Below are 18,620 nucleotides of genomic sequence, written 5' to 3'. Positions count from 1 at the left end.
GGCTCCCGCGCTGATAGATTGGGCGGGAGTAGCTACTTTTTTGATAGTACGGCTTATGCCCGGCTGCCTGTGCGACCCCAGCGGCGTGCGGCTTGCTCTGGAGACTGCGCGGCGGTCAGGCTGCCCAAAGGGGCCAGCAGCGCATCCAGGTCAGCCGCGTCAAACTTCAACCCGCCCTGCGCATCAACGCCCAGCACGCTGTGGGCCAGAGCCAGTTTGCGGGCCTGCAGCTCCAGCATGCGCTCTTCGATGCTGCCTTCCACCACCAGCTTGTAGACGAACACCGGCTGGTCCTGGCCGATGCGGTGGGCGCGGGCGGTGGCCTGCTCTTCCACGGCGGGGTTCCACCAGGGGTCCATGTGGATGACGGTATCGGCGGCGGTGAGGTTCAGGCCCACGCCACCGGCTTTCAAACTCAGCAACAGCACGGGCACCTCTTGCGCCTGGAAGCGCCGCACCACGCTGCCGCGCTCTTTGGGTGGGGTTTTGCCGGTGAGGCTCAGAAACGGCAGCTCCAGCAAGGTCAATTGCTCTGCCACCAGCGCCAGCAGTTCGGTGAACTGCGAAAACACCAGCACCCGCCGCCCCTCGGCCACCATCTCGGGCAGCATGTCGGCCAGCAGCGCGAGTTTGGCGCGCTCCATGGTTTTGGCGGGTTTTTTGCCTTTCAATAAATGCGGGTCGCAGCAGACCTGGCGCAGCTTCAGCAGGGCATCGAGGATGGTGACCTGTGCGCCGTTGAAGCTTTGCCGCTCCAGCACGCGGCGCACCTGCAGGTCGGCGGCCGCCCGCACGCCCTCGTACAGCTCGCGCTGCTGGCCTTGCAGCTGCACGCGCTGGATCACCTCGGTGCGCGGGGGCAGTTCGCTGGCCACGTCTTGCTTGCGGCGGCGCAGGATGAAGGGGCGCACGCGCTGGGCCAGCAGGGCGGCACGCAGGGTTTCGCCGTTTTCTTCGATAGGCTTGCGCCAGCGGGCGGCAAACTGGCGCGCATCGCCCAGAAAGCCGGGCATCAGCCAGTCGAACTGCGCCCACAGCTCGCCCAGGTGGTTTTCCAGCGGCGTGCCGGTGAGGCACAGGCTGTGGCGGGTCTGCAGACGGCGCAGGGCGCGGGCGCTGCGGCTGCCGGCGTTTTTGACCATTTGCGCTTCGTCCAGGATCACCAGGTGGAAGTGCTGTGCCGCCAGCGCATCCATGTCGCGCCACAGCAGCGGGTAGGTGGTCAGCACCAGGTCGTGTTGCGGCATCTGCGCAAACAGCGTGGCGCGCTCCGGCCCCTGCAGCGTCAGCAGGCGCAGGCCGGGTGCCATGCGGCGGGCCTCGGCCTGCCAGTTGAAGATCAGCGAAGTGGGCAGCACCACCAGCGCGGGCTGGTCCAGGCGACCAGCCTGCTTTTCCACCAGCACGTGCGCCAGGGCCTGCGCGGTTTTGCCCAGGCCCATGTCGTCGGCCAGGATGCCGCCCAGGCTGTGGGTGCGCAGGTACTGCAGCCAGGCCAGGCCTTCGAGCTGGTAGGGGCGCAACTGCACCTGCAGGCCCTCGGGTGCGGCCACCGGCTGGGGTGCGCCCAATGCTTTCAGTCGCTTCGCCAGGCTGGCCAGGCCCAGGTCGCCCTCTAGCTGCCAGGCGTTGTACGGTTTTATGCGGTGCGCGTCCAGCAGCCCGGCGCGCAGGGCCTCCAACCGCCGCGCCTCCCAAGCGCCCAGGCGTAGCAGGCCGTTGTTCTGGTTGCGCAGCGGGTCGGTGAGGAGGTCGACCATGGCGCCGATGATGGCTTTCAGCGGTGCTGCCGGTGCGTCGATGCGGCGGCCCCCCGGCGCGCGCAGGCTGATCACCGCTTGGTCGTCAATGGCGGCGATCTGGTCTGCGTGCAGCCAGCGGCTGTCGCGCTGCAGCAGGTTGGCCAGCATGGGGGCCAGGTCCAGGGTTTCGCCGTCGATCTCGATACCCAGACTCAGCAGCCACGCGCCTTCGCGCTCGGGCAGGCGCAGCTTTTGCACCCCGCGCGCGGGCGGCACCAGGGGCTCGGCCAGTTCTTTGGAGGCGATCTCGCCAGTGTCGGGGTGGACCAAAAGCTTCCAGCGCTGCACCGGCACGCTTTCATGCGCAAAGCCGGGTTGCACGGCTACTGCCCAGCCCTTGGCTTGCAGGCGCGGCACCTGGTCGGCCCAGAAGTCGCCAAAGAAGGCCTCTTGCGCCAGCGTCCACACGGGGCCCAGGTCCGGGCGGTCATCCCGGCTGCGCCACTGGAAGCTGTGCGCGGCCACCGGCACCAGGCCCATCTCCCACACCACATCGATGGCATCGGCCTCGGCCGCCAGGTCGCGCTGCATGCGCACCACCGGGCCGCCGGTGTCGAACAGCTCCTGCACCGCGGCGGGGCGGTTGTTCAGGATGGAGGTGGGGGCGGGCGTAGACCAGCGGTGGCCGCCGTCGGTGCGGTAGGTCCAGGCTATCTGCGCCAGTGTCACGCTGTCGCCGCGCGGGCCCAGCTTGCCTTGCGGTTTAAGCCCCAGCAGCCCGTCGCCCCGGCCCAGGGTGAGGAGTGTGATGCGTGGGCGGAAGTGGCCGGGGACGGTGTCGGCCTCTGGTTCAGGCACCGGTGCAGTTTCCTCCTGCACCGCGTCCATCCGCAGCAAAGCCATCACCCGCGCCGCATCGGCATCCGCCAGGGTGGGCAAGCCCTTCAGCGTCGCCGCGTCCGCCTGGTTGCGCAGCGCATCCACCCAGGCGGCGACGGCGTGGCTGGGGGGCGGGGGATTCGGGCGCGGCATGGTGGGATTGTGCCGCGCGGGGGTGTGCTCGTTTCTCAAGAGGAAAAAGTGCCCTCTGTGCTTGTACTGTAAGCGTGAGTAGCTATTATTTTGGGAGTGTGGCGATAGTGTGGCCCCATCGCCCAAACCTCCTTCAAGCGTTTACTACGGCAGTTTGCACGGACAGCTTGAAGCCCAGAGCCCGTATGACCTTCAACAACGTGTCGCTGCTGGGCGCGCGCTCGCCGGACAGGCTTTTGTACAAGCTCTCCCGGGACAGGCCGGTGTCTTCGGCCAGCTTGCCCATGCCACGTGCACGGGCAATGGCACCCAGCGCACCGGCGATTTCTGCCGGGCTGCCGTCTTCCAGCGTGACGCTCAGGTACGGCGCCATCTCTTCATCGTCTCGCAGGTAGTTGGCGGCATCGAATACCGGCAAGTTTGCAATGGGGGTCTTGGGGGTCATGGTTTATGCATTAGGTTGGTCGCCCATGTCCAGGTTTGCGGCAAGGCGTTTGGCCGCTTCAATATCGCTTTGAATACATGCGCCAGCCAGGGCCAAAGAATTCACGCATCTCGTACACGCCATCGCCGACCGGCTGCACGTCACCCAGGTTGCCAGCAGCGACCCGTACCAGGCGTTTGATGAGGCGGGTCCGGGTGAGCTTGTCCTTCACACCGTTCAACCACGCGTCGAATTCGGGCAGCGGGATCAGCGAGTACGTGCCCAGTTGTAGCTGCGTGGCTACGAGCCGGGTAGGTTATCGGGTCAAGTCTTGTTTTTACAGCAGCTTCCGGAGCTCTGCAATCCAACACTCCGATAACCCTAAACCCATTAAACCCGATATGCTTTTTGATAGTCTGACATTTGGCAGATGCGATTGTCCGGCAGTGTGTGCTATCAAAATAATTAAAAACTCAGAAAAAAATTAATTTTTTGCGAAAATTTTATTGATATGTACAGTTCTATAAGACATAGAAAATTCTAAAGCTTTGATGGCACTTTCACATTTTAGAAGGTGGGTTGAGTGCGGGTGTTGTACCTGGCGACTGCGTGTATTCAATTTTTGTAGTGACTGATTGCTCGAGAAGTGCTTTTTGAGCTTCGTAGCTTAAGGAGATTTTTTGACCGTTAATTTCTACACATGGCTGGTCCGAAATAAGGGTATTCAAAGAGTTCGCTATAATAACCGCACTTTTAGCTAGCTCTTCTTGAACCAGAGAGACATCGACACCGCTTTCTTTTAGACGATTCGAAAAGTTGAGGATTGCTTCAAGTGAATCAAGCTTTTTGGGTATGGATGTAAGCTTTCCCTCTTTTGTATAATTTCGATAAAGGTACCGTGCTGATTCCTCTAAAAAATTTGCCATCAAACTGACAACCCGTGTATCGCCGAAAAGTCGAGTCCAAAGACTTCCGTACTCAATTTCCCCAATTCTGAGCGGATGCGAAGCATTTGAGATATTAAGTAAATTACAAAGCTCAAAATAAAAAGACTGCAATTCTTTTAGTTTTTCTGAAAAATCATTTATATTTTTAATATTTACTAAGGTGAGAGTGAATTCGGATTCGCCTTCTTGTAGGTTTAATTGATTTGATGTATTTTTGTATGTATATTCTAGAAACGCGCGGAGGTTTAATATATGAGTTTTTAAATTGCGAGAGGTAAATAAAAGATGGTATGCATTTTTTCCAGTTTGATTTGCTACGTACGTGTTGTAGGTTTCTGCAAATGCATCCAATTGTTTTAAAAAATTAATAATTAAATCTGACTCGTCTAAGCCTTCGCTAAGTGAGGTTTTTAAGCTGTTTTCTAATGTTTCGATGTCTCTAAATAATTGCCTCGCACTAAATTCCTTGATAAGTCCAGAGAGTGATGAGAACTGAGTATGTACTGCAGAGGCTAGCTCTCCAAATTTGTTGCCGTTGTCACTTGCAATTCCCAGTAGATTGGTGTCAATGTGATGGTTTGCTGAATTAAGAGTATTTAAAACTGTTAGTAGCGGTTCGGCAGTGTCAAGTGCAACTAATGCATGCTTTACGCGTTTATTTAAATTGTTCTGGAGCATGGTTTCGAGGTGGTTAGGATGAATATCGAATTGAAATTGTTTATTATATTTAAACGATAATATGTAATTATTATATTTTTAGGATTTTTTTAAAATATTCAGTCATCCAACACATGCACAAACCGCTGATTACCCGGCAGCCGGTACACCGAGAAGTCGCGCACATCGGTGGTGGCGATGCGGTGGATTTTCAGGTGGACGGCCAGGTAGACCAGGCTGGCATCGCAGAAGTCCATGGGTAGGTCTTCGTAACGGTCCACCATCTCCCAGAGGGCGGCGATGGCATCGGCGGGCGGGGATTCGATGCGCAGATGGCCCAGGGCCTGCGCTTGGGCGGCCCAGGTGAAGAAGGCTTTTTGCTGGTGGTGGGTCAGCAGGGCGCAGACTTCGGTGAATACCGCCCAGGTGGTGGTGGTCTGGCCCAGGTAGCTGGCAAAGAAGGCTTTGCAGCGCGCGTGGTGGTGGTCTTTGGGACTGAACAGCGCGATGAAATAGCCCGAGTCGGCCAGGATGTTCATACCGGCTTTATGCCGGTTTCATGGGGCGGCTGGCCGAGTGCGCCGCGGGCACGGGCGGAGCGTTCGGCGTGTTTCTGGCGCAGGGCATCGCGGGCCTGGCGCTTGTGGGGGCGTTGCTCTGCGGCTTCGCGCACTGCGTCGGCGCTGGGGTCTTGTGGCACGCCGCGCATCGCCGCCTCATACAGGTCAAGCGAGGAGGGTTGGGCGTGTTTGCTCAAAAATTCCTGGATGCTGCGCACGATCACCGCCGATTTGCTCAGGCCCTGGCGCGCGCCGAACTCAGCGATCTGGTTTTCAGTGTCGGGAGGGAGACGAAGGGAAATAGGCATGGCGGGCACCATTTGAGATACAAGTTGTAAATTGTATCGCCATGCGCCTGTTTCAGCATGCCCCACCAACAAAGTGGGAGGGCAGTCTGCGCATGCTATAGAAATCGCTTTAAATTCTGCACAACAAAATAGCCTCTAGCGCTTATCTTATAAGCACAAGAAGCTATGTATTCGATAGTGAAAATGCAGAAATTTCTGCGGATCTCTGGGATCAGCGCGTACGCGTCACCTTGGACAAATGGCGCGGCTTGTCCGGGTCCTGGCCGCGGGCGCGGGCCACGGCTTCGACCAGCAGGTAAAAGCTCTGGATGGCGGTGATGGGGTCCAGGTCTTCGTGCGGGGCGGTGGCCAGGGTCAGGTCGCGGCTGGGCACATCGGCCGGGGCGGCCAGCAGCACGTGGGCACCGCGCTGGCGCATGGCGGCGGCCAGGGCGACCAGGCCGGGCTGGGCCGGGCCGCGCGGCGCGAAGATCAGCATGGGGTAGGCCTCATCCACCAGGGCCATGGGGCCGTGCTGCACTTCGGCCCCGCTGAAGGCTTCGGCCTGGATGGCGCAGGTTTCCTTGAACTTGAGCGCGGCTTCAAACGCAACCGCCAGGCCGGGGCCGCGGCCGATGACCATCAGGCGCTCGGCCTGCAGCAGCGGGGCGATGGCGGCCGACCAGTCCTGGGCGCAGGCCTGGTCCAGCGCGGCGGGCAGGTCGGCCAGTCGGGCGGTGAAATCCGCGTTGTCGGTCCAGGCGGCGGCCAGGCGGGCTCCGGCGACCAGGCTGCAGATGAAGCTTTTGGTGGCAGCCACGCTGTGCTCGGGGCCGGCGTGCAGGGGCAGGGTCCAGTCCACCGCTGCGGCCAGTGGCGAGGCGGCATCGTTGACCAGGGCGACAGTGGTGGCTCCGGCCTGCTGGAAGCGCTGCATGGGCTCGACCAGGTCCGGGCTGCGGCCCGACTGCGACACCGAGATGGCCAGCATGTCGGCCAGCGGCAGCGGGGCCTGGTACAGCGTCAGCAGCGACATGGGCAGCGATGTCACCAACTGGCCGCTGCGCGCCATGATGAGGTAGGCCAGGTAGGCGGCGGCGTGGTCGGAGCTGCCCCGGGCGATGGTGACGGTGCCGCGCGGCGGTCGGGCGCGCAGGGTGGCACCGAGAGCGGCGTAGCGGTCCTGGTCGGCGGCGAGTTGCAGCTGGACTTGGCGCGCCGAGGCCATCGCCTCGGCGTACATGTGCGTAGTGGTAGTCATGGTGGGGTAGAGCACGGTTGGAGGTTCAAGGAAATTGCAGTGCCAGCAGCTGCAGCGCGCCCTGCAGGGCATCGGTGCGCGGCGGCACCAGGCGGGCCTGCACCGCAGGTGCGAAGCGCGGGGCCAGGCGCTGGCCCACGCTGCCCCAGACCACCAGCGGCAGCTGCCCTTGCGGATCGACGGCGGCTACCAGTGCCTCCAGCGCCTGGACCGCATCGGCCAGCAACCGCGCGGCGGCGGGGTCGTGGGATTCGCAGTCGAACACTAGCGGGGCCAGGGTGGCGAAGGCTGCCTGGTTGGCGGTGCAGCACCAGGCCAGCAGGCTCTCGGCATCGGGGCCTATGGCCTGTAGCACGGCGGTGGTCAAAGGGTTGGGCGCGCGCCGACCATCGGCGGCCTGTTGCGCCAGGTGCACTGCCTGCAAGCCCAGCACGGCACCGCCGCCCTCGTCGCCCGAGGGAAAGCCCCAGCCACCCGCCGCCATGCGCCGGCCATCGGCATGGCGCGCCTGGGCCACGGTGCCGGTGCCCGCGATCACCAGCGCACCGGGCTGGCCCTGGTGGGCCCCCAGCAGTGCGGTGAATACGTCGGTATCCACGGCCAGGTGGGTGTAGCCGGGGTTGGCGGCCAGAAAGGCGTTGCGCCACTGCGGGTTGTTAAAGCCCGCCACGCCGATGCCGAGCGCGCAGTTGTGCCGGTCGGGCGGCGGCAGGTCGGTGGCGGCCATGGCCTGCGCTGCGCGGTCCATGGCCCATTCAATATTTCGCCAGGCTTGCGGAATACCTTGCATCAGGCCCGAGGCACCGGCCTTGCCTTCGCCCAGGGGTGTGCCATCGGCCAGGGTGATGCGGGCGCGGGTGCTGCTGCCGCCGCCGTCTACACCCACCCGGTACAGGATGTCTTTGGGTAGCGTCATAGTGCGTGGGCCGATCGCATATTGCCGGGGCGCAGGCGCGGGCAGGCGCTGCCGTCGGCGCGGAACAGGTACATGGCTTCGGGTACGGCGCGGACGATCACCGAGTCGCCCAGGCGCACGGCGGCATTGCCGTCGCCGCGCACGATGAGCTCCTGGCCGTCGTCGGTCTTCAGGTACAGCAGGTTCGATTCGCCCAGGTGCTCGACCAGGGTGATTTCGGCATCCAGCGCGGCATCGTCCTCGCGCGGGGCGCGGCCATCGGCGAGCACTTCGCAGTGCTCGGGGCGCAGGCCCACTTCCACCGATTCGCCGATCTGCAGGCCGGTGGGGTCTACGGTGGCCAGGAACTTGCAGCCGTTGCCCAGCTGTACCCGCACACCTTGTTCGGCCAGCTCGACCACCCGCGCAGGCAGCAGGTTGATGGTGGGTGAGCCGATGAAGGTGGCCACAAAACGGTTGGCGGGCTGCTGGTACAGGGTGAGCGGCGTGCCCGCCTGCTGCACCCGGCCCTCGTGCAGCACCACGATCTTGTCGCCGAGGGTCATGGCCTCGATCTGGTCGTGCGTCACGTAGACCATGGTGGCCGCCAGGTCGCGGTGCAGACGGGCCAGCTCGATGCGGGTCTTGGCGCGCAGGGCGGCGTCCAGGTTGGACAGGGGTTCGTCGAACAAAAACAGCCGGGGCTCACGCACGATGGCGCGGCCAATCGCCACGCGCTGGCGCTGGCCGCCAGAGAGTTCGCGCGGCAGGCGCTCCAGCAGGTGGTCGATGTGCAGCACCTTGGCGGCCTCCATCACACGGCGGTCGATTTCGGCCTTGTCGGCACCGTGGATGCGCAAGCCGAAGGCCATGTTGCGGCGCACTGTCATGTGCGGGTAGAGCGCATAGCTCTGGAACACCATGGCAATGCCGCGCTCCGCCGGGGGCATGCTGTTGACCACGTCGTCGCCTATGCGCAGCGTGCCGCTGTCGATGCTCTCCAGCCCGCACAGTACGCGCAGCAGGGTGGACTTGCCGCAGCCGCTGGGGCCCACCAGCACGACCAGCTCGCCGTGCTCGATGTCCAGGCTGACATCCTGCAGCACTGGCGTGCTGCCAAAGGATTTGGAGATGTTTTGAAGGGATACTTTTGCCATGATGTTTGAACGGGTTAGGAATTACGCAGCGCCCTCTGGGTCGCCCTCCGGGCACCCAGAGGGTCTTGCGTAAGTCCTGTGATTATTTGACTGCACCGGCGGTGATGCCGCGGATCAGTTGGCGTGAAAACAGGGCGTAGAGCACGACCACGGGGATGATGGCCAGGGCCAGGGCGGCGAGCACGGCGTTCCAGTCGGTGGCGTACTGGCCCACAAACTGCTGGATGCCGAGGGTGATGGTCTGGGTTTTTTCCGACGGTGCCAGGATCAGCGGAAACCACAGGTCGTTCCAGATCGGCACCATGGTGAACACGGCCACCGTGGCAATGGCCGGGCGGATCAGCGGCACCACCACCTGGAAAAAGATGCGGAACTCGTCGATGCCGTCGCAGCGCGCCGCGTCTTTCAGCTCGCTGGGCACCTGGCCCATGAACTCCGACAGGATCATGATGGCCAGCGGCAGGCCCTGGGCCACGTACACCAGCACCAGGGCGGTCAGGGTGTTGACCAGGCCCAAGCTGACCATGGTTTGCAGAATCGACACCGTGCCCAGCCGGATCGGCACCATGATGCCGAAGGCAAAAAACAGTTTGAGCCAGCGGCTGCCCTGGAACTTGTACTCGGTGAGCGCCCAGGCCGCCATCGCGCCAAACAGCAGAATGAAAAACAGCGCGGCCACCGTCACGGTGAAGCTGTTGCCAAAGTACAGCCATACCTCGGAGCGGCCCAGCACTTTGTGGTAGCCCACCAGCGAAAAGGTTTCGGGCGTGGGCCAGGCCAGCGGGTCGTCAAAGATGGCGGTGCGCTCTTTGAACGAGTTCATGAACACCAGCAGGATGGGCGCCATCGCCAGCAGCAGGTAGCCCAGCAGGGTGGCGTGCACAAACACGCGGCTGGGGGCAATGGGGGAGAGTGGTTTGGCCATCATGTGCTCACAGGGCAAAGCGTTGCAGGCGGCGCTGCACCACCAAAAAGTAGCCACCCACGCCCAGCAGGATCACCAGAAACATCAGCGTGGCCACCGCCGCGCCCATGGTCGGGCTGGCCACCTGCGACTGGTAACCAAAGAAGGTGCGGTAGAACAGCGTGCCCAAAATATCGGTGCTGTAGTTGGGCCCGGCCAGCCCGCCCTTGACGGTGTAGATCAAATCAAACGCATTGAAATTAGCCACAAAGGTAAGGATGGTCACCAGGCCCAGGGTGGGCAAAATCAGCGGCAGGCGGATCTCATAAAAGATGCGCCAGGGTGAGGCCCCCTCGACCACCGCGGCTTCGATCACGTCCTCGGGGATGGCGATCATGGCGGCGTAGATCAGCATCATGGGCATGCCCACGAACTGCCACACCGACATCAGCGACAAGGTGTTCAGCGCCGATGTCTCCAGCCCCAGCCAGGGGGCAAACCAGCTCTCCAGCCCCACCCAGCCCAGCAACCGCTCGGACACGCCCCATAGCGGCGACAAAATCAGTTGCCACACAAAACCCACCACCACCACCGACAACAGCGTGGGCAGAAAGAACACCGTGCGGTACAGCGTGGCACCGCGCAGCCTGGGCAGCGACAGCAGGGCCGCCAGCAGCAGGCCAATCGGGTTTTGCACCAGCATGTGGATGCCGAAGAACTTCAGGTTGTTCAGCATGGCGTTCCAGAAGCTGGCCGACCACTGCGGGTCGTGCAGGATGGTGGCGTAGTTGGCCAGGCCCGAGAAGCTGCGCAGGCCGTTTTCATCGGTGCTGTACAGCCCCAGGCGCAGGGTGTCGAGCAGCGGCAGGGCGCTGAACACTGCGTAGACCAGCAGGGCCGGGGTGATAAACACCAGCACCCGCCAGGAAAAACCTTGTTTCATCATGAACCTTTGTGGTGGCAGTCAGGCGGCGGCAAGCCCCCAGGGCCTGCCGCAGGCTGCTTTACTTGGCGGGGGCGTACCACTTGGCAAACCCGGTCTGGATTTGCTTCGCGGCATCCTTGGGGGCCATCTTCAGGTTCATGACTTGCGAGCTGACGTTCCAGAGCTCGTTTTCCATGCTGGGCGTGCCACGGTTCATGATTTGCGCGTTCAGGCGGATGGTGCTCTTGCACTGGCCGCGCCAACTGATCATTTCCTTGGCCACGGGGTTCTTCACCTCGATGGCGTGGCTCGACAGCGAGAAGAAGCCGGTGGCCTTGTTGGTGTAGAGGTCGGCAAACTCTTTGCTGGCCAGCCAGTTCAGGAAGGTCTGCGCGTCGGCCTTGTTCTTGCTCTTGCTGTTGATGCCCATGCCGATGTCGGTGTGGTCAGAGATGTAGCAAGGATCACCGGCTTTTTGCACCGGGGGCTTGAATGCGCCGAAGTCGATCTTGCTGTTTTGCTCGAAGTACGAGATGTCCCACGAGCCGGTGGGGTAGATGGCAGCCCGGCCCGCGCCGAACAGGTTTTGCGAATCGCCATAGGTCTGCGCCTGGTAGCCCTTGGACAGGTAGGGGGCCCACTTGGCCATGGTTTCCCAGGTGCTGACGAAGGCCGGGTCGGTGAACTTCTGTTTCCCGCTGATCAGGCCCTTGCGGCCTTCTTCGCCCTTCCAGTGGTTGGGGCCGATGCCGGTAAAGACGATCTGGTTGGTTTCCCACTGGTCGGCGGTGCCCAGGGCCAGCGGCGTGGTTTTACCGGCGGCCTTGATCTTGTCTAGAACGGCGAAGAAATCGGCCTCGGTCACGGGCACGGCCAGGCCCAGGTCGGCAAAGATTTTCTTGTTGTAGAAGAAACCATGGATCACCGAGGCCATAGGCATGCAGTGGGTGCTTTTGCCATCGTCCGACTGCCAGGCCACCTGGGCCGATTCGGGGAAGTTCTTCAGGCCCGCAATGCCGTTGAGCTTTTCGAGGTGGCCCTTTTTGGCCAGGTCCAGCGACACATCGAAGGGGCGGCAGGTGATCAGGTCGCCTGCGGTGCCTGCGGTCAGGCGGGTGTTCAGAGCCGAGTCGTATTCGGGCGGCGAGGTGGGCGAGAACTTGACGGTGATGCCGGGGTGGGTCTTGTTAAAGGCGGGCAACAAAACCTCTTCCCACAGGGATTTGTCGTCCACCCGCCAGCTTTCAATGGTGAGGTTGCCCGCGTGGGCAAAACCGCTGCAAACCAGGGCAAGGGCGGTGGCCGTGAGGTGGAATGGGATGCGCATGGACGGTGGTCTCCTGGGGGTGGCTTGAATCCAGAACGGGATGTGCTGGCCTTCAATGGGCCGGAGGTTATGCTGTGCCACCTGTAATATCAAACCGCTCCCGCCCGGCCACCGTAATCTTCTAAGTGCTTGATTTTGTTGAATTTAAATCTATCGTTGGTGCGCCTGCATTACGTTTCATTACGTTGCCGATGCGGCACGTGGGCAGGCTCTGTGGCAGCCTGTGGGCCCCTGATAGATAACATTACATTTCGATAGGAAATGAAAGCTCTTGCCGTCTTGTTACTGGGGTGGGCCGCGCTGGCGGTGCCCGGCTGGGCGCAAGCACCTGCCCAGCCGGTGGATGTACTGCACTGGCTGACCTCGGCCAGCGAGCGCCGCGCCGCCAACCAGCTCAGCGCCATCCTGGCGGCCAACGGCGTGCAGTGGCGCGACGCGGCCATACCCGGCGGTGGCGGCATGGCGGCGGTCAAGGTCCTCAAGAGCCGGGTACTGATGGGCGACGCACCCGACGTGGCGCAACTCATAGGCACCACCCTCACCGAATGGGCTGATGTGGGCCTGGTGCTGCCGCTGAACGCCGTGGCCACCCGCCAGCGCTGGGCGCAAAACCTGTTTCCTACGGTGATGGACCTAGTCAGTTACAACGGCATGGTGATCGCCGCGCCGCTGGGCATCCACCGCATCAACACCTTGCTGTACAACCGCCGCCTGTTTGCCCGCGTCGGCCTGCCACCGCCCACTACCTGGGCAGAATTTGAGCTGGCGGTGCGCAAGCTGTCGGCACAGGGCATCCAGCCACTGGCCTGGAGCGACGAGCCCTGGCAGATCGCCACCGTGTTCGAGGCGGTGCTGCTCAGCGATGCGGGCCCGGCGCTGTACCGCGAGCTGATCGTGCAGCGCAAGAGCAGCGCCTGGCTGGACTCTCGGGTGGAGCGCGCCCTGACCCGGTTGCGCTGGCTACGCAATACCAACGGGGAACCCCCGCGCGAAAAGCCCTGGACCGATGCCACCCGCGAGCTGCTGGCGGGCAAAGCCGCCATGCTGGTGATGGGCGACTGGGCCAAGGGCGAGCTGATCGCTTGGGGGGCCAGCCCGGGCAAAGACTTTGGCTGCGTGGTGCTGCCAGGCACCGAGAACACCCACCTCTACAGCATCGACACCCTGGCCATGCTGGCCAACGGCCACCACCGCGATGCCACGCAGGAAAAGGTGGCCGAGCTGGTGTTTAATGCGTCCACCCAACTGGCCTACAACCGCACCAAAGGCTCGGTACCGGTGCAGCGCGATATGGACGTGGCCAGCCTGGACAGTTGCGCCCGCGACTCCTGGGCCAGCTTTGCCGACCCGCGCACCGCCCGCGTGCCCAGCCTGGCCCACCGCATGGCCGCCGACGAATCCATCAAGGACGCAGTGGCCCAGACCCTATGGCGCTACCTGAGCGAACCGCGCATGGAGCCCGCCGAGGCGCAGCGCCGCCTGGCCGCAGTGATCCGCGCCCCCAGCAATGCACCGTAAATCATGAATAGAACCATCCTGGTCGTCGACGACGACCAAAAAACCCGCAACCTGCTCAAAACCTACCTGGAAAAGCACCAGTACGAGGTGCGTGTGGCACACGACGGGGCCAGCTTTCTGGCCGAGTTCGAGCGTTTCCGCGACCTGCTGAGCCTGGTGATCCTGGACGTGATGCTGCCCGACACCGACGGCTTCACCCTGTGCCAGACCGTGCGCCGCCAGTCGCCCGTGCCCATCATCATGCTGACCGCCAGCGCCGACGACACCGACCGCATCGTCGGCCTGGAGCTGGGGGCTGACGACTACATCGCCAAGCCCTACAACCCGCGCGAGCTGCTGGCCCGCATCAAGGCCATCCACCGCCGCATGCAACTGGGTGGTGGGGCAGCGGCGGTACGCTTTCTGCGCTTTGCCGGTTTCACCATGGACCTGCTGGAGCGCCAGCTGATGGACGCGACAGGTGCCCTGGTGGTGCTGACCAGCATGGACTTCAACCTGCTGCGCTTTTTGGCCGAGCACGCGGGCGAAACCCTGGACCGGGGCCGCCTGATGGAGCAAACCCGGGGCCGCGACCTGGGGCCGCTGGACCGCTCGCTGGACGTGCAGGTCAGCCGCCTGCGCCAGCGCCTGAGCGACGACGGCAAGCAGCCGCTGCTGATCAAGACAGTACGTGGCAGCGGCTATGTGTTCTCGGCCGACGTGGTGGCCGCGGATGCTTAGACCATCCGGGATATGGCGCTGGCTGCCCGACAGCCTGCTGGGCCGCATCGTGCTGGTGCTGGCGCTGGGCGTGGTCAGTGCGCAGCTGGTGGGTACCTTGCTGTGGGCGCGCCAGTTGCGCGAAAGCGCCCGCACCGAGGCCCTGGGCGCGGCCCACCACCTGGCGGTGAATGCGGCGGGCACGCTGCGCTTTTTCCGCGACCTGCCACCCAAATACCGGCCCATCCTGATCGAGCAGTTGCGCACCATGGGCGGCACGCGGTTTTTCGTCAATGTGAACCGCGAGCGCGTGCCCATCACCCCGCTGGGCGGCAACGCTCTGGTGGACGCGGTAGTGACCGTGGTGCGTGACGACCTGGTGGCCAATCTGCGCCCCGCCCAGGCCCCGGATGTGGCCTTTGCCTGGCCCGATGGCCTGCGGGTGTCGGACGATGGCCGCACGGTGAACGACCTGCCCGAGTCCTGGGTCGAGGCCACCTTGCTGCTGCGCCCCCGCCCCGCGCCGGTGCTGGTGATCCAGTCTGAATTTGAGCCCGGGCGCTGGCTGTACCTGGCCGCCCCCATGCCCGACCCGTATTTTCTGGACAACGCCAACCCGCTGACCCTGGACCGGGTGGCGCTGCAACTGGTGACGCTGCTGACGGTGCTGGTGCTGGCGGTGTTGCTGGTGCGCGGCCTGATCCGCCCGCTGAACCGCATCGCTTCGGCGGCCAACGCCTTTGGCAGCGACAGCGCGCCCGAGCCCGTGCCCGAAACCGGCACTGCCGAGCTGCGCCGCACCGCCCGCGCCTTCAACGAAATGCAGGCCCGCATCCAGCGCTACCTGGTGGACCGCGAGCGGTTGTTTCTGGGTATCTCCCACGGGCTAAAAACGCCCATCATGCGGCTCAAGCTGCGCACCGAGCTGCTGGACGACGAGGCCCTGCAGGCCGACTTCCACGAAGACCTGGACGACCTGGACGTGATGGTCAAGGCCGCGCTGCAAAGCGTCAAAGACACCGACATCCACGAGAACCTGACCCCCGTGCGGCTCGACACCCTGCTGGCCCGGCTGGCCAAGCGGCCCATCCACCCCAACGCCAGCATCGAATTTGTTTCCGAACCGGTGAGCGTGCAGGGCAAGCCGCTGGCGCTGGAGCGGGCCCTGAGCAATTTGCTGGACAACGCCGTGCTGTACGGCGAACGGGTGCAGTTGCGCCTGGGCCACCGGGGGGCGCTGGCGGTGGTGGAGGTGCGCGACTTCGGCCCCGGCATTGCGCAGGCCTCCATGTCGGCGGCTTTCGAGCCGCATGTGCGCCTGGGCCACGGCCAGCAGAACAACCGCACCGGCACCGGCCTGGGCCTGGGTATTGCCCGCAACATTATCCAGGCGCATGGCGGCGAAATCCGGCTGCACAACCACGCCGAATGCGGGCTGGTGGTGACGGTGCTGCTGCCCGCCATCCCCCAGGCGACCGACTAGAGAGGGATGGCTTCGCCTTCCACGTAGACCGCCTGCAGGGCCAGGTCGCGGTCCAGCACCACCACATCGGCCCAGGCACCGGCAACCAACTGGCCCCGGTCGGTGAGGCCCAGGTGCTCGGCGGCGAAGCGCGAGACGCGGTTGGAAGCGTCCGCCAGGTCCAGCCCCACGCTGTCTACGAGGTTGCGCAGGGCCTGGTCCATGGCCAGCGAGGATCCGGCCAAGGTACCGTCCTCCAGCCGCACGCCGCCCAGGCACTTGAACACCTTGTGGCGGCCCAGCGTGTATTCGCCGTCGGGCATGCCTGCAGCCGAGGTGGAATCGGTCACGCAGTACAGACAGGGAATGGCCCGCAGCGCGGCGCGGATGGCCCCGGGGTGCACGTGCAGCAGGTCGGGAATGATCTCGGCAAAGCGGGCGTGCGCCAGCGCCGCGCCCACCATGCCCGGCTCGCGGTGGTGCAAGGCCGACATGGCGTTGAACAAATGGGTGAAGCCGGTGGCCCCCTGGCGCAGCGCGGCCACGCCGTCTTCGTAGCTGCCGGTGGTATGGCCGAGCTGCACCTTGTAGCCGTCGGCACATAGCTTGGCGATTATGTCCAGATTGCCGCCCACTTCGGGGGCCAGGGTGATCAGGCGGATCGGGGCCAGGGCGTGCAGCTGGTGGATTTCGGCGTGGCTTACGGGCCGGGCAAACGGCGGCTGCGCACCCAGCTTGGCTTCGCTGATGTAGGGGCCTTCCAGGTGCACGCCCATCACGCGGGCCGCACCTGCCGGGCGCTGTCGGCAGACCGGGCCCAGCGCGCTGAACGCGGCTTCCAGGTCAGCCATGGGCGCGGTCATGGTGGTGGCCAGCAGCGACGTGGTGCCGTGCCGGGCGTGCAGCCGGGTCACGTGCTGCACGGCATCGCCGCCTTCCATGATGTCGTGGCCCGCGCCGCCGTGCACATGCAGGTCGATGAAGCCGGGCAGCACCAGTGGCAGGCCTGCATCGCGCACGCTGGCGGTGGGCACCGGGCTGCCGGTAATAAAGGCGATGCGGCCTTCGGGGCTGAAGGCGATGTCTCCGGTGACGAAGCCGCTGGGGGTCAGGATGTTGGCGTGCAGGGATGGCATGGCAAGGTCTTCAAAAGAGGCAGGTCGAGAAAGCGTAAGGTTAGAATCTTAAGCTTGCTACCCGTAGCTCAGTTGGATAGAGCATCAGCCTTCTAAGCTGAGGGTCACAGGTTCGATCCCTGTCGGGTAGACCATAGCGCAACTCTGTTTAGTGGCTTATTTTAGGCATTAAATCGGTCTCTAGCGCTCATTCCATCAGCGTAAGCAGCTATATTTTATGTAGCAATTGCCCTTATTCCTTTCGGGCTGCAGCACACTACCAGCCCCTCCAAAGAAAGCAGGCGCGCATGCTCAAGCGCATCAAAAACTGGGTAGGACGGGCGACCAGCCTGGGACATAGCCATGCCGATCTGGATGCCTTCAGTGGCTGGGCAGATTCGCAAGGTCTGGCGTTTGACCGCCTGGACGATGCCGGTGGCTTTGCGGTGATTGGCGCGGTCGGTGGGCGGCCCTGGCGGCTGGAGCGCAGCCCGGCGGGTCGGGACTTCATCGTCGGTGCCGAGCTGCGCGCCCGGGCCGAGCTGGGTTTGCCCGAGCACCTGGCCATCATGCTGATCAACCGCCCGCTGAAAGAGTCATTGGAAAAGCGTGCCTACGAGCAGGCCACCCACGGCGTACAGACCACGGTGGATGTGGCGTTGCCCGAAGAAGCCCGTTGGCTGGCGCTGTACGACCAGGTGGGCTGGAACACCGCACCCCTGGAGTTTTGGGACCATTACGCCCTGGTGGCCGACAACCGCGCCCAGGCCCAGCAGTGGCTGGACGGCCCCTTGATGGACCTGCTGCAAGCCTGGCCGACCAGCGCGGTGCAGCAGGACACGCCGTTCATCCTGCAAGTTCAACGCGGACGGGTTTACCTGCGCATGGAGTACCCGCATTCCGATGTGCCCACGCTGCGGCATGCGGTGGCGGTGTTTACCCAGGCCTGCGTGTCGGCCCAGCTGTTGGACAACGGCTGAACTGTCGGTTATTTGTCCGCGTCCACGATGCGCAGCAGCGCTGTGCGGTCGCGGATCATCAAACCCGCGGTTTCGATGGCAATCACATCGTCGCGCTCCATGGCCTTGAGCTCCTGGTTGACGCGCTGGCGCGATGCGCCCAGCAACTGCGCCAGCTCTTCCTGTGCCAGTTGCAGGCTGATGCGGATCTCGTTGGGGTTGGCCAGGTTGGGGATGCCGTAGCTGCGCGCCAGGTGCAGCAGTTGCTTGGCCAACCGGGCCCGCAAGGGCAGGGTGTTCAGGTCTTCGACCAGGCCAAACAGCTGGCGGATGCGCCGGGCCTGCAGGCGCAGCATGGCCTCGTACAGCTCGGTATGCGTGGCCAGTATCTTCTTGAAGTCGGCCTTGGCCACGCACAGCAGGGTGGTTTCGCCGTGGGCATAGGCATCGTGGGTGCGCCGGTCGCCGTCAAAAATGGCAATGTCGCCAAACCAGGTGCCGGGCTCCATATAGGTCAGGGTGATCTGCTTGCCCGAGAGCGAGGTGGAACTCACCCGCACCGCGCCCCGGGCACAGGCCACCCATTCTTCGGGCGGCTCGCCGCGGGCTGCAATCAGGCCGTTGTCCTGGTAGCGCTTGACATAGGCGCAGCGCAGGATGTCGTGCCGCAACGACGGCGAAAGGGATGCAAACCAGTGCCCGGCATTGATGGCGGCGCGTTCTTCAATGGTCAGGATGGGTTCGTCCAT

Annotated in this window: 18 protein-coding genes and 1 tRNA gene; 5 read left to right on the top strand and 14 right to left on the bottom strand. The window is 63.5% G+C overall.

Annotated elements, in window-relative coordinates:
* Window positions 1-53 precede the first annotated feature (53 nt).
* The 12 genes from AC097O_RS20860 to AC097O_RS20805 form a co-directional block, all read right to left on the bottom strand.
* A complete protein-coding gene (locus AC097O_RS20860; RefSeq protein WP_479594782.1) occupies window positions 54-2,774 on the bottom strand; it encodes a DEAD/DEAH box helicase in 2,721 nt (906 codons plus the stop codon).
* Window positions 2,775-2,907: 133 nt separating this feature from the next.
* Window positions 2,908-3,219, bottom strand: a complete 312-nt coding sequence (locus AC097O_RS20855) for an addiction module antidote protein (protein WP_479594778.1) — start codon at window positions 3,217-3,219, stop codon at window positions 2,908-2,910.
* A gap of 58 nt (window positions 3,220-3,277) precedes the next feature.
* Window positions 3,278-3,460, bottom strand: a complete 183-nt coding sequence (locus tag AC097O_RS20850; protein WP_479594856.1) for a type II toxin-antitoxin system RelE/ParE family toxin — start codon at window positions 3,458-3,460, stop codon at window positions 3,278-3,280.
* 298 nt (window positions 3,461-3,758) lie between these two features.
* Window positions 3,759-4,823: a hypothetical protein gene (locus AC097O_RS20845; protein WP_479594775.1), complete on the bottom strand. Its 1,065-nt coding sequence runs from the start codon at window positions 4,821-4,823 to the stop codon at window positions 3,759-3,761.
* 98 nt (window positions 4,824-4,921) lie between these two features.
* Entirely contained in the window at window positions 4,922-5,341 is a 420-nt protein-coding gene (locus AC097O_RS20840; RefSeq protein ID WP_479594772.1) for a type II toxin-antitoxin system VapC family toxin, read from the bottom strand.
* Window positions 5,338-5,670: a hypothetical protein gene (locus AC097O_RS20835; protein ID WP_479589585.1), complete on the bottom strand. Its 333-nt coding sequence runs from the start codon at window positions 5,668-5,670 to the stop codon at window positions 5,338-5,340. The genes AC097O_RS20840 and AC097O_RS20835 overlap by 4 nt, the downstream gene beginning before the upstream one ends.
* A gap of 211 nt (window positions 5,671-5,881) precedes the next feature.
* Complete coding sequence (locus tag AC097O_RS20830; RefSeq protein ID WP_479594769.1) at window positions 5,882-6,910, bottom strand: SIS domain-containing protein; 1,029 nt, start codon at window positions 6,908-6,910, stop codon at window positions 5,882-5,884.
* A gap of 25 nt (window positions 6,911-6,935) precedes the next feature.
* Window positions 6,936-7,826 (bottom strand): glucosamine kinase nucleotide-binding domain-containing protein, encoded by an 891-nt coding sequence (locus AC097O_RS20825; RefSeq protein ID WP_479594766.1) that lies wholly within the window; start codon window positions 7,824-7,826, stop codon window positions 6,936-6,938.
* A complete protein-coding gene (locus tag AC097O_RS20820) occupies window positions 7,823-8,962 on the bottom strand; it encodes an ABC transporter ATP-binding protein (RefSeq protein WP_479594764.1) in 1,140 nt (379 codons plus the stop codon). The genes AC097O_RS20825 and AC097O_RS20820 overlap by 4 nt, the downstream gene beginning before the upstream one ends.
* 82 nt (window positions 8,963-9,044) lie before the next feature.
* A complete protein-coding gene (locus tag AC097O_RS20815) occupies window positions 9,045-9,887 on the bottom strand; it encodes a carbohydrate ABC transporter permease (protein ID WP_479594761.1) in 843 nt (280 codons plus the stop codon).
* A 7-nt stretch (window positions 9,888-9,894) separates the two neighbouring features.
* On the bottom strand, window positions 9,895-10,809 hold the full coding sequence (locus AC097O_RS20810; protein WP_479594759.1) for a carbohydrate ABC transporter permease: 915 nt from the start codon (window positions 10,807-10,809) through the stop codon (window positions 9,895-9,897).
* A 61-nt stretch (window positions 10,810-10,870) separates the two neighbouring features.
* Window positions 10,871-12,118, bottom strand: coding sequence for an ABC transporter substrate-binding protein (locus tag AC097O_RS20805; RefSeq protein WP_479594757.1), 1,248 nt, complete (start codon window positions 12,116-12,118; stop codon window positions 10,871-10,873).
* A 261-nt stretch (window positions 12,119-12,379) separates the two neighbouring features.
* Between AC097O_RS20805 and AC097O_RS20800 the strand changes: the two genes are divergently transcribed.
* The 3 genes from AC097O_RS20800 to AC097O_RS20790 are packed head-to-tail and all read left to right on the top strand — an operon-like array spanning window position 12,380 to window position 15,818.
* Complete coding sequence (locus AC097O_RS20800) at window positions 12,380-13,636, top strand: ABC transporter substrate-binding protein (protein ID WP_479594756.1); 1,257 nt, start codon at window positions 12,380-12,382, stop codon at window positions 13,634-13,636.
* A gap of 3 nt (window positions 13,637-13,639) precedes the next feature.
* On the top strand, window positions 13,640-14,356 hold the full coding sequence (locus tag AC097O_RS20795) for a response regulator (RefSeq protein ID WP_479594754.1): 717 nt from the start codon (window positions 13,640-13,642) through the stop codon (window positions 14,354-14,356).
* The gene (locus AC097O_RS20790) at window positions 14,349-15,818 is read left to right on the top strand and encodes an ATP-binding protein (RefSeq protein WP_479594753.1); all 1,470 of its coding nucleotides are present in this window, start codon (window positions 14,349-14,351) and stop codon (window positions 15,816-15,818) included. The genes AC097O_RS20795 and AC097O_RS20790 overlap by 8 nt, the downstream gene beginning before the upstream one ends.
* Here the strand turns inward: AC097O_RS20790 and nagA are convergent.
* Complete coding sequence (gene nagA / locus AC097O_RS20785) at window positions 15,815-16,933, bottom strand: N-acetylglucosamine-6-phosphate deacetylase (RefSeq protein WP_479594752.1); 1,119 nt, start codon at window positions 16,931-16,933, stop codon at window positions 15,815-15,817. The two genes, AC097O_RS20790 and nagA, sit on opposite strands and share 4 nt — an antisense overlap.
* A 57-nt stretch (window positions 16,934-16,990) precedes the next feature.
* On the opposite strand from nagA, the gene AC097O_RS20780 reads away from it, so the two are divergent.
* A tRNA-Arg gene (locus AC097O_RS20780) sits at window positions 16,991-17,067 on the top strand.
* A 153-nt stretch (window positions 17,068-17,220) separates the two neighbouring features.
* Window positions 17,221-17,892, top strand: a complete 672-nt coding sequence (locus AC097O_RS20775) for a hypothetical protein (protein WP_315187748.1) — start codon at window positions 17,221-17,223, stop codon at window positions 17,890-17,892.
* A gap of 8 nt (window positions 17,893-17,900) precedes the next feature.
* Here AC097O_RS20775 and AC097O_RS20770 read toward each other — a convergent pair whose 3' ends face one another.
* Window positions 17,901-18,620 (bottom strand): Crp/Fnr family transcriptional regulator, encoded by a 720-nt coding sequence (locus AC097O_RS20770; protein ID WP_315187751.1) that lies wholly within the window; start codon window positions 18,618-18,620, stop codon window positions 17,901-17,903.

Source organism: Rhodoferax sp. LS1P39 (assembly GCF_056521425.1).
Note: the sequence above shows the minus strand (reverse complement) of the source record. Positions and strands in the feature narration are given on the sequence as shown.

What these genes read in the sequence shown, in the direction of transcription:
- AC097O_RS20860 (WP_479594782.1), bottom strand. Translation starts at nt 2,774, where the DNA reads ATGCCGCGCCCGAATCCCCCGCCCCCCAGCCACGCCGTCGCCGCCTGG.
- AC097O_RS20855 (WP_479594778.1), bottom strand. Translation starts at nt 3,219, where the DNA reads ATGACCCCCAAGACCCCCATTGCAAACTTGCCGGTATTCGATGCCGCC.
- AC097O_RS20845 (WP_479594775.1), bottom strand. Translation starts at nt 4,823, where the DNA reads ATGCTCCAGAACAATTTAAATAAACGCGTAAAGCATGCATTAGTTGCA.
- AC097O_RS20840 (WP_479594772.1), bottom strand. Translation starts at nt 5,341, where the DNA reads ATGAACATCCTGGCCGACTCGGGCTATTTCATCGCGCTGTTCAGTCCC.
- AC097O_RS20835 (WP_479589585.1), bottom strand. Translation starts at nt 5,670, where the DNA reads ATGCCTATTTCCCTTCGTCTCCCTCCCGACACTGAAAACCAGATCGCT.
- AC097O_RS20830 (WP_479594769.1), bottom strand. Translation starts at nt 6,910, where the DNA reads ATGACTACCACTACGCACATGTACGCCGAGGCGATGGCCTCGGCGCGC.
- AC097O_RS20825 (WP_479594766.1), bottom strand. Translation starts at nt 7,826, where the DNA reads ATGACGCTACCCAAAGACATCCTGTACCGGGTGGGTGTAGACGGCGGC.
- AC097O_RS20820 (WP_479594764.1), bottom strand. Translation starts at nt 8,962, where the DNA reads ATGGCAAAAGTATCCCTTCAAAACATCTCCAAATCCTTTGGCAGCACG.
- AC097O_RS20815 (WP_479594761.1), bottom strand. Translation starts at nt 9,887, where the DNA reads ATGGCCAAACCACTCTCCCCCATTGCCCCCAGCCGCGTGTTTGTGCAC.
- AC097O_RS20810 (WP_479594759.1), bottom strand. Translation starts at nt 10,809, where the DNA reads ATGAAACAAGGTTTTTCCTGGCGGGTGCTGGTGTTTATCACCCCGGCC.
- AC097O_RS20805 (WP_479594757.1), bottom strand. Translation starts at nt 12,118, where the DNA reads ATGCGCATCCCATTCCACCTCACGGCCACCGCCCTTGCCCTGGTTTGC.
- AC097O_RS20800 (WP_479594756.1), top strand. Translation starts at nt 12,380, where the DNA reads ATGAAAGCTCTTGCCGTCTTGTTACTGGGGTGGGCCGCGCTGGCGGTG.
- AC097O_RS20795 (WP_479594754.1), top strand. Translation starts at nt 13,640, where the DNA reads ATGAATAGAACCATCCTGGTCGTCGACGACGACCAAAAAACCCGCAAC.
- AC097O_RS20790 (WP_479594753.1), top strand. Translation starts at nt 14,349, where the DNA reads ATGCTTAGACCATCCGGGATATGGCGCTGGCTGCCCGACAGCCTGCTG.
- nagA (WP_479594752.1), bottom strand. Translation starts at nt 16,933, where the DNA reads ATGCCATCCCTGCACGCCAACATCCTGACCCCCAGCGGCTTCGTCACC.
- AC097O_RS20775 (WP_315187748.1), top strand. Translation starts at nt 17,221, where the DNA reads ATGCTCAAGCGCATCAAAAACTGGGTAGGACGGGCGACCAGCCTGGGA.
- AC097O_RS20770 (WP_315187751.1), bottom strand. Translation starts at nt 18,620, where the DNA reads ATGGACGAACCCATCCTGACCATTGAAGAACGCGCCGCCATCAATGCC.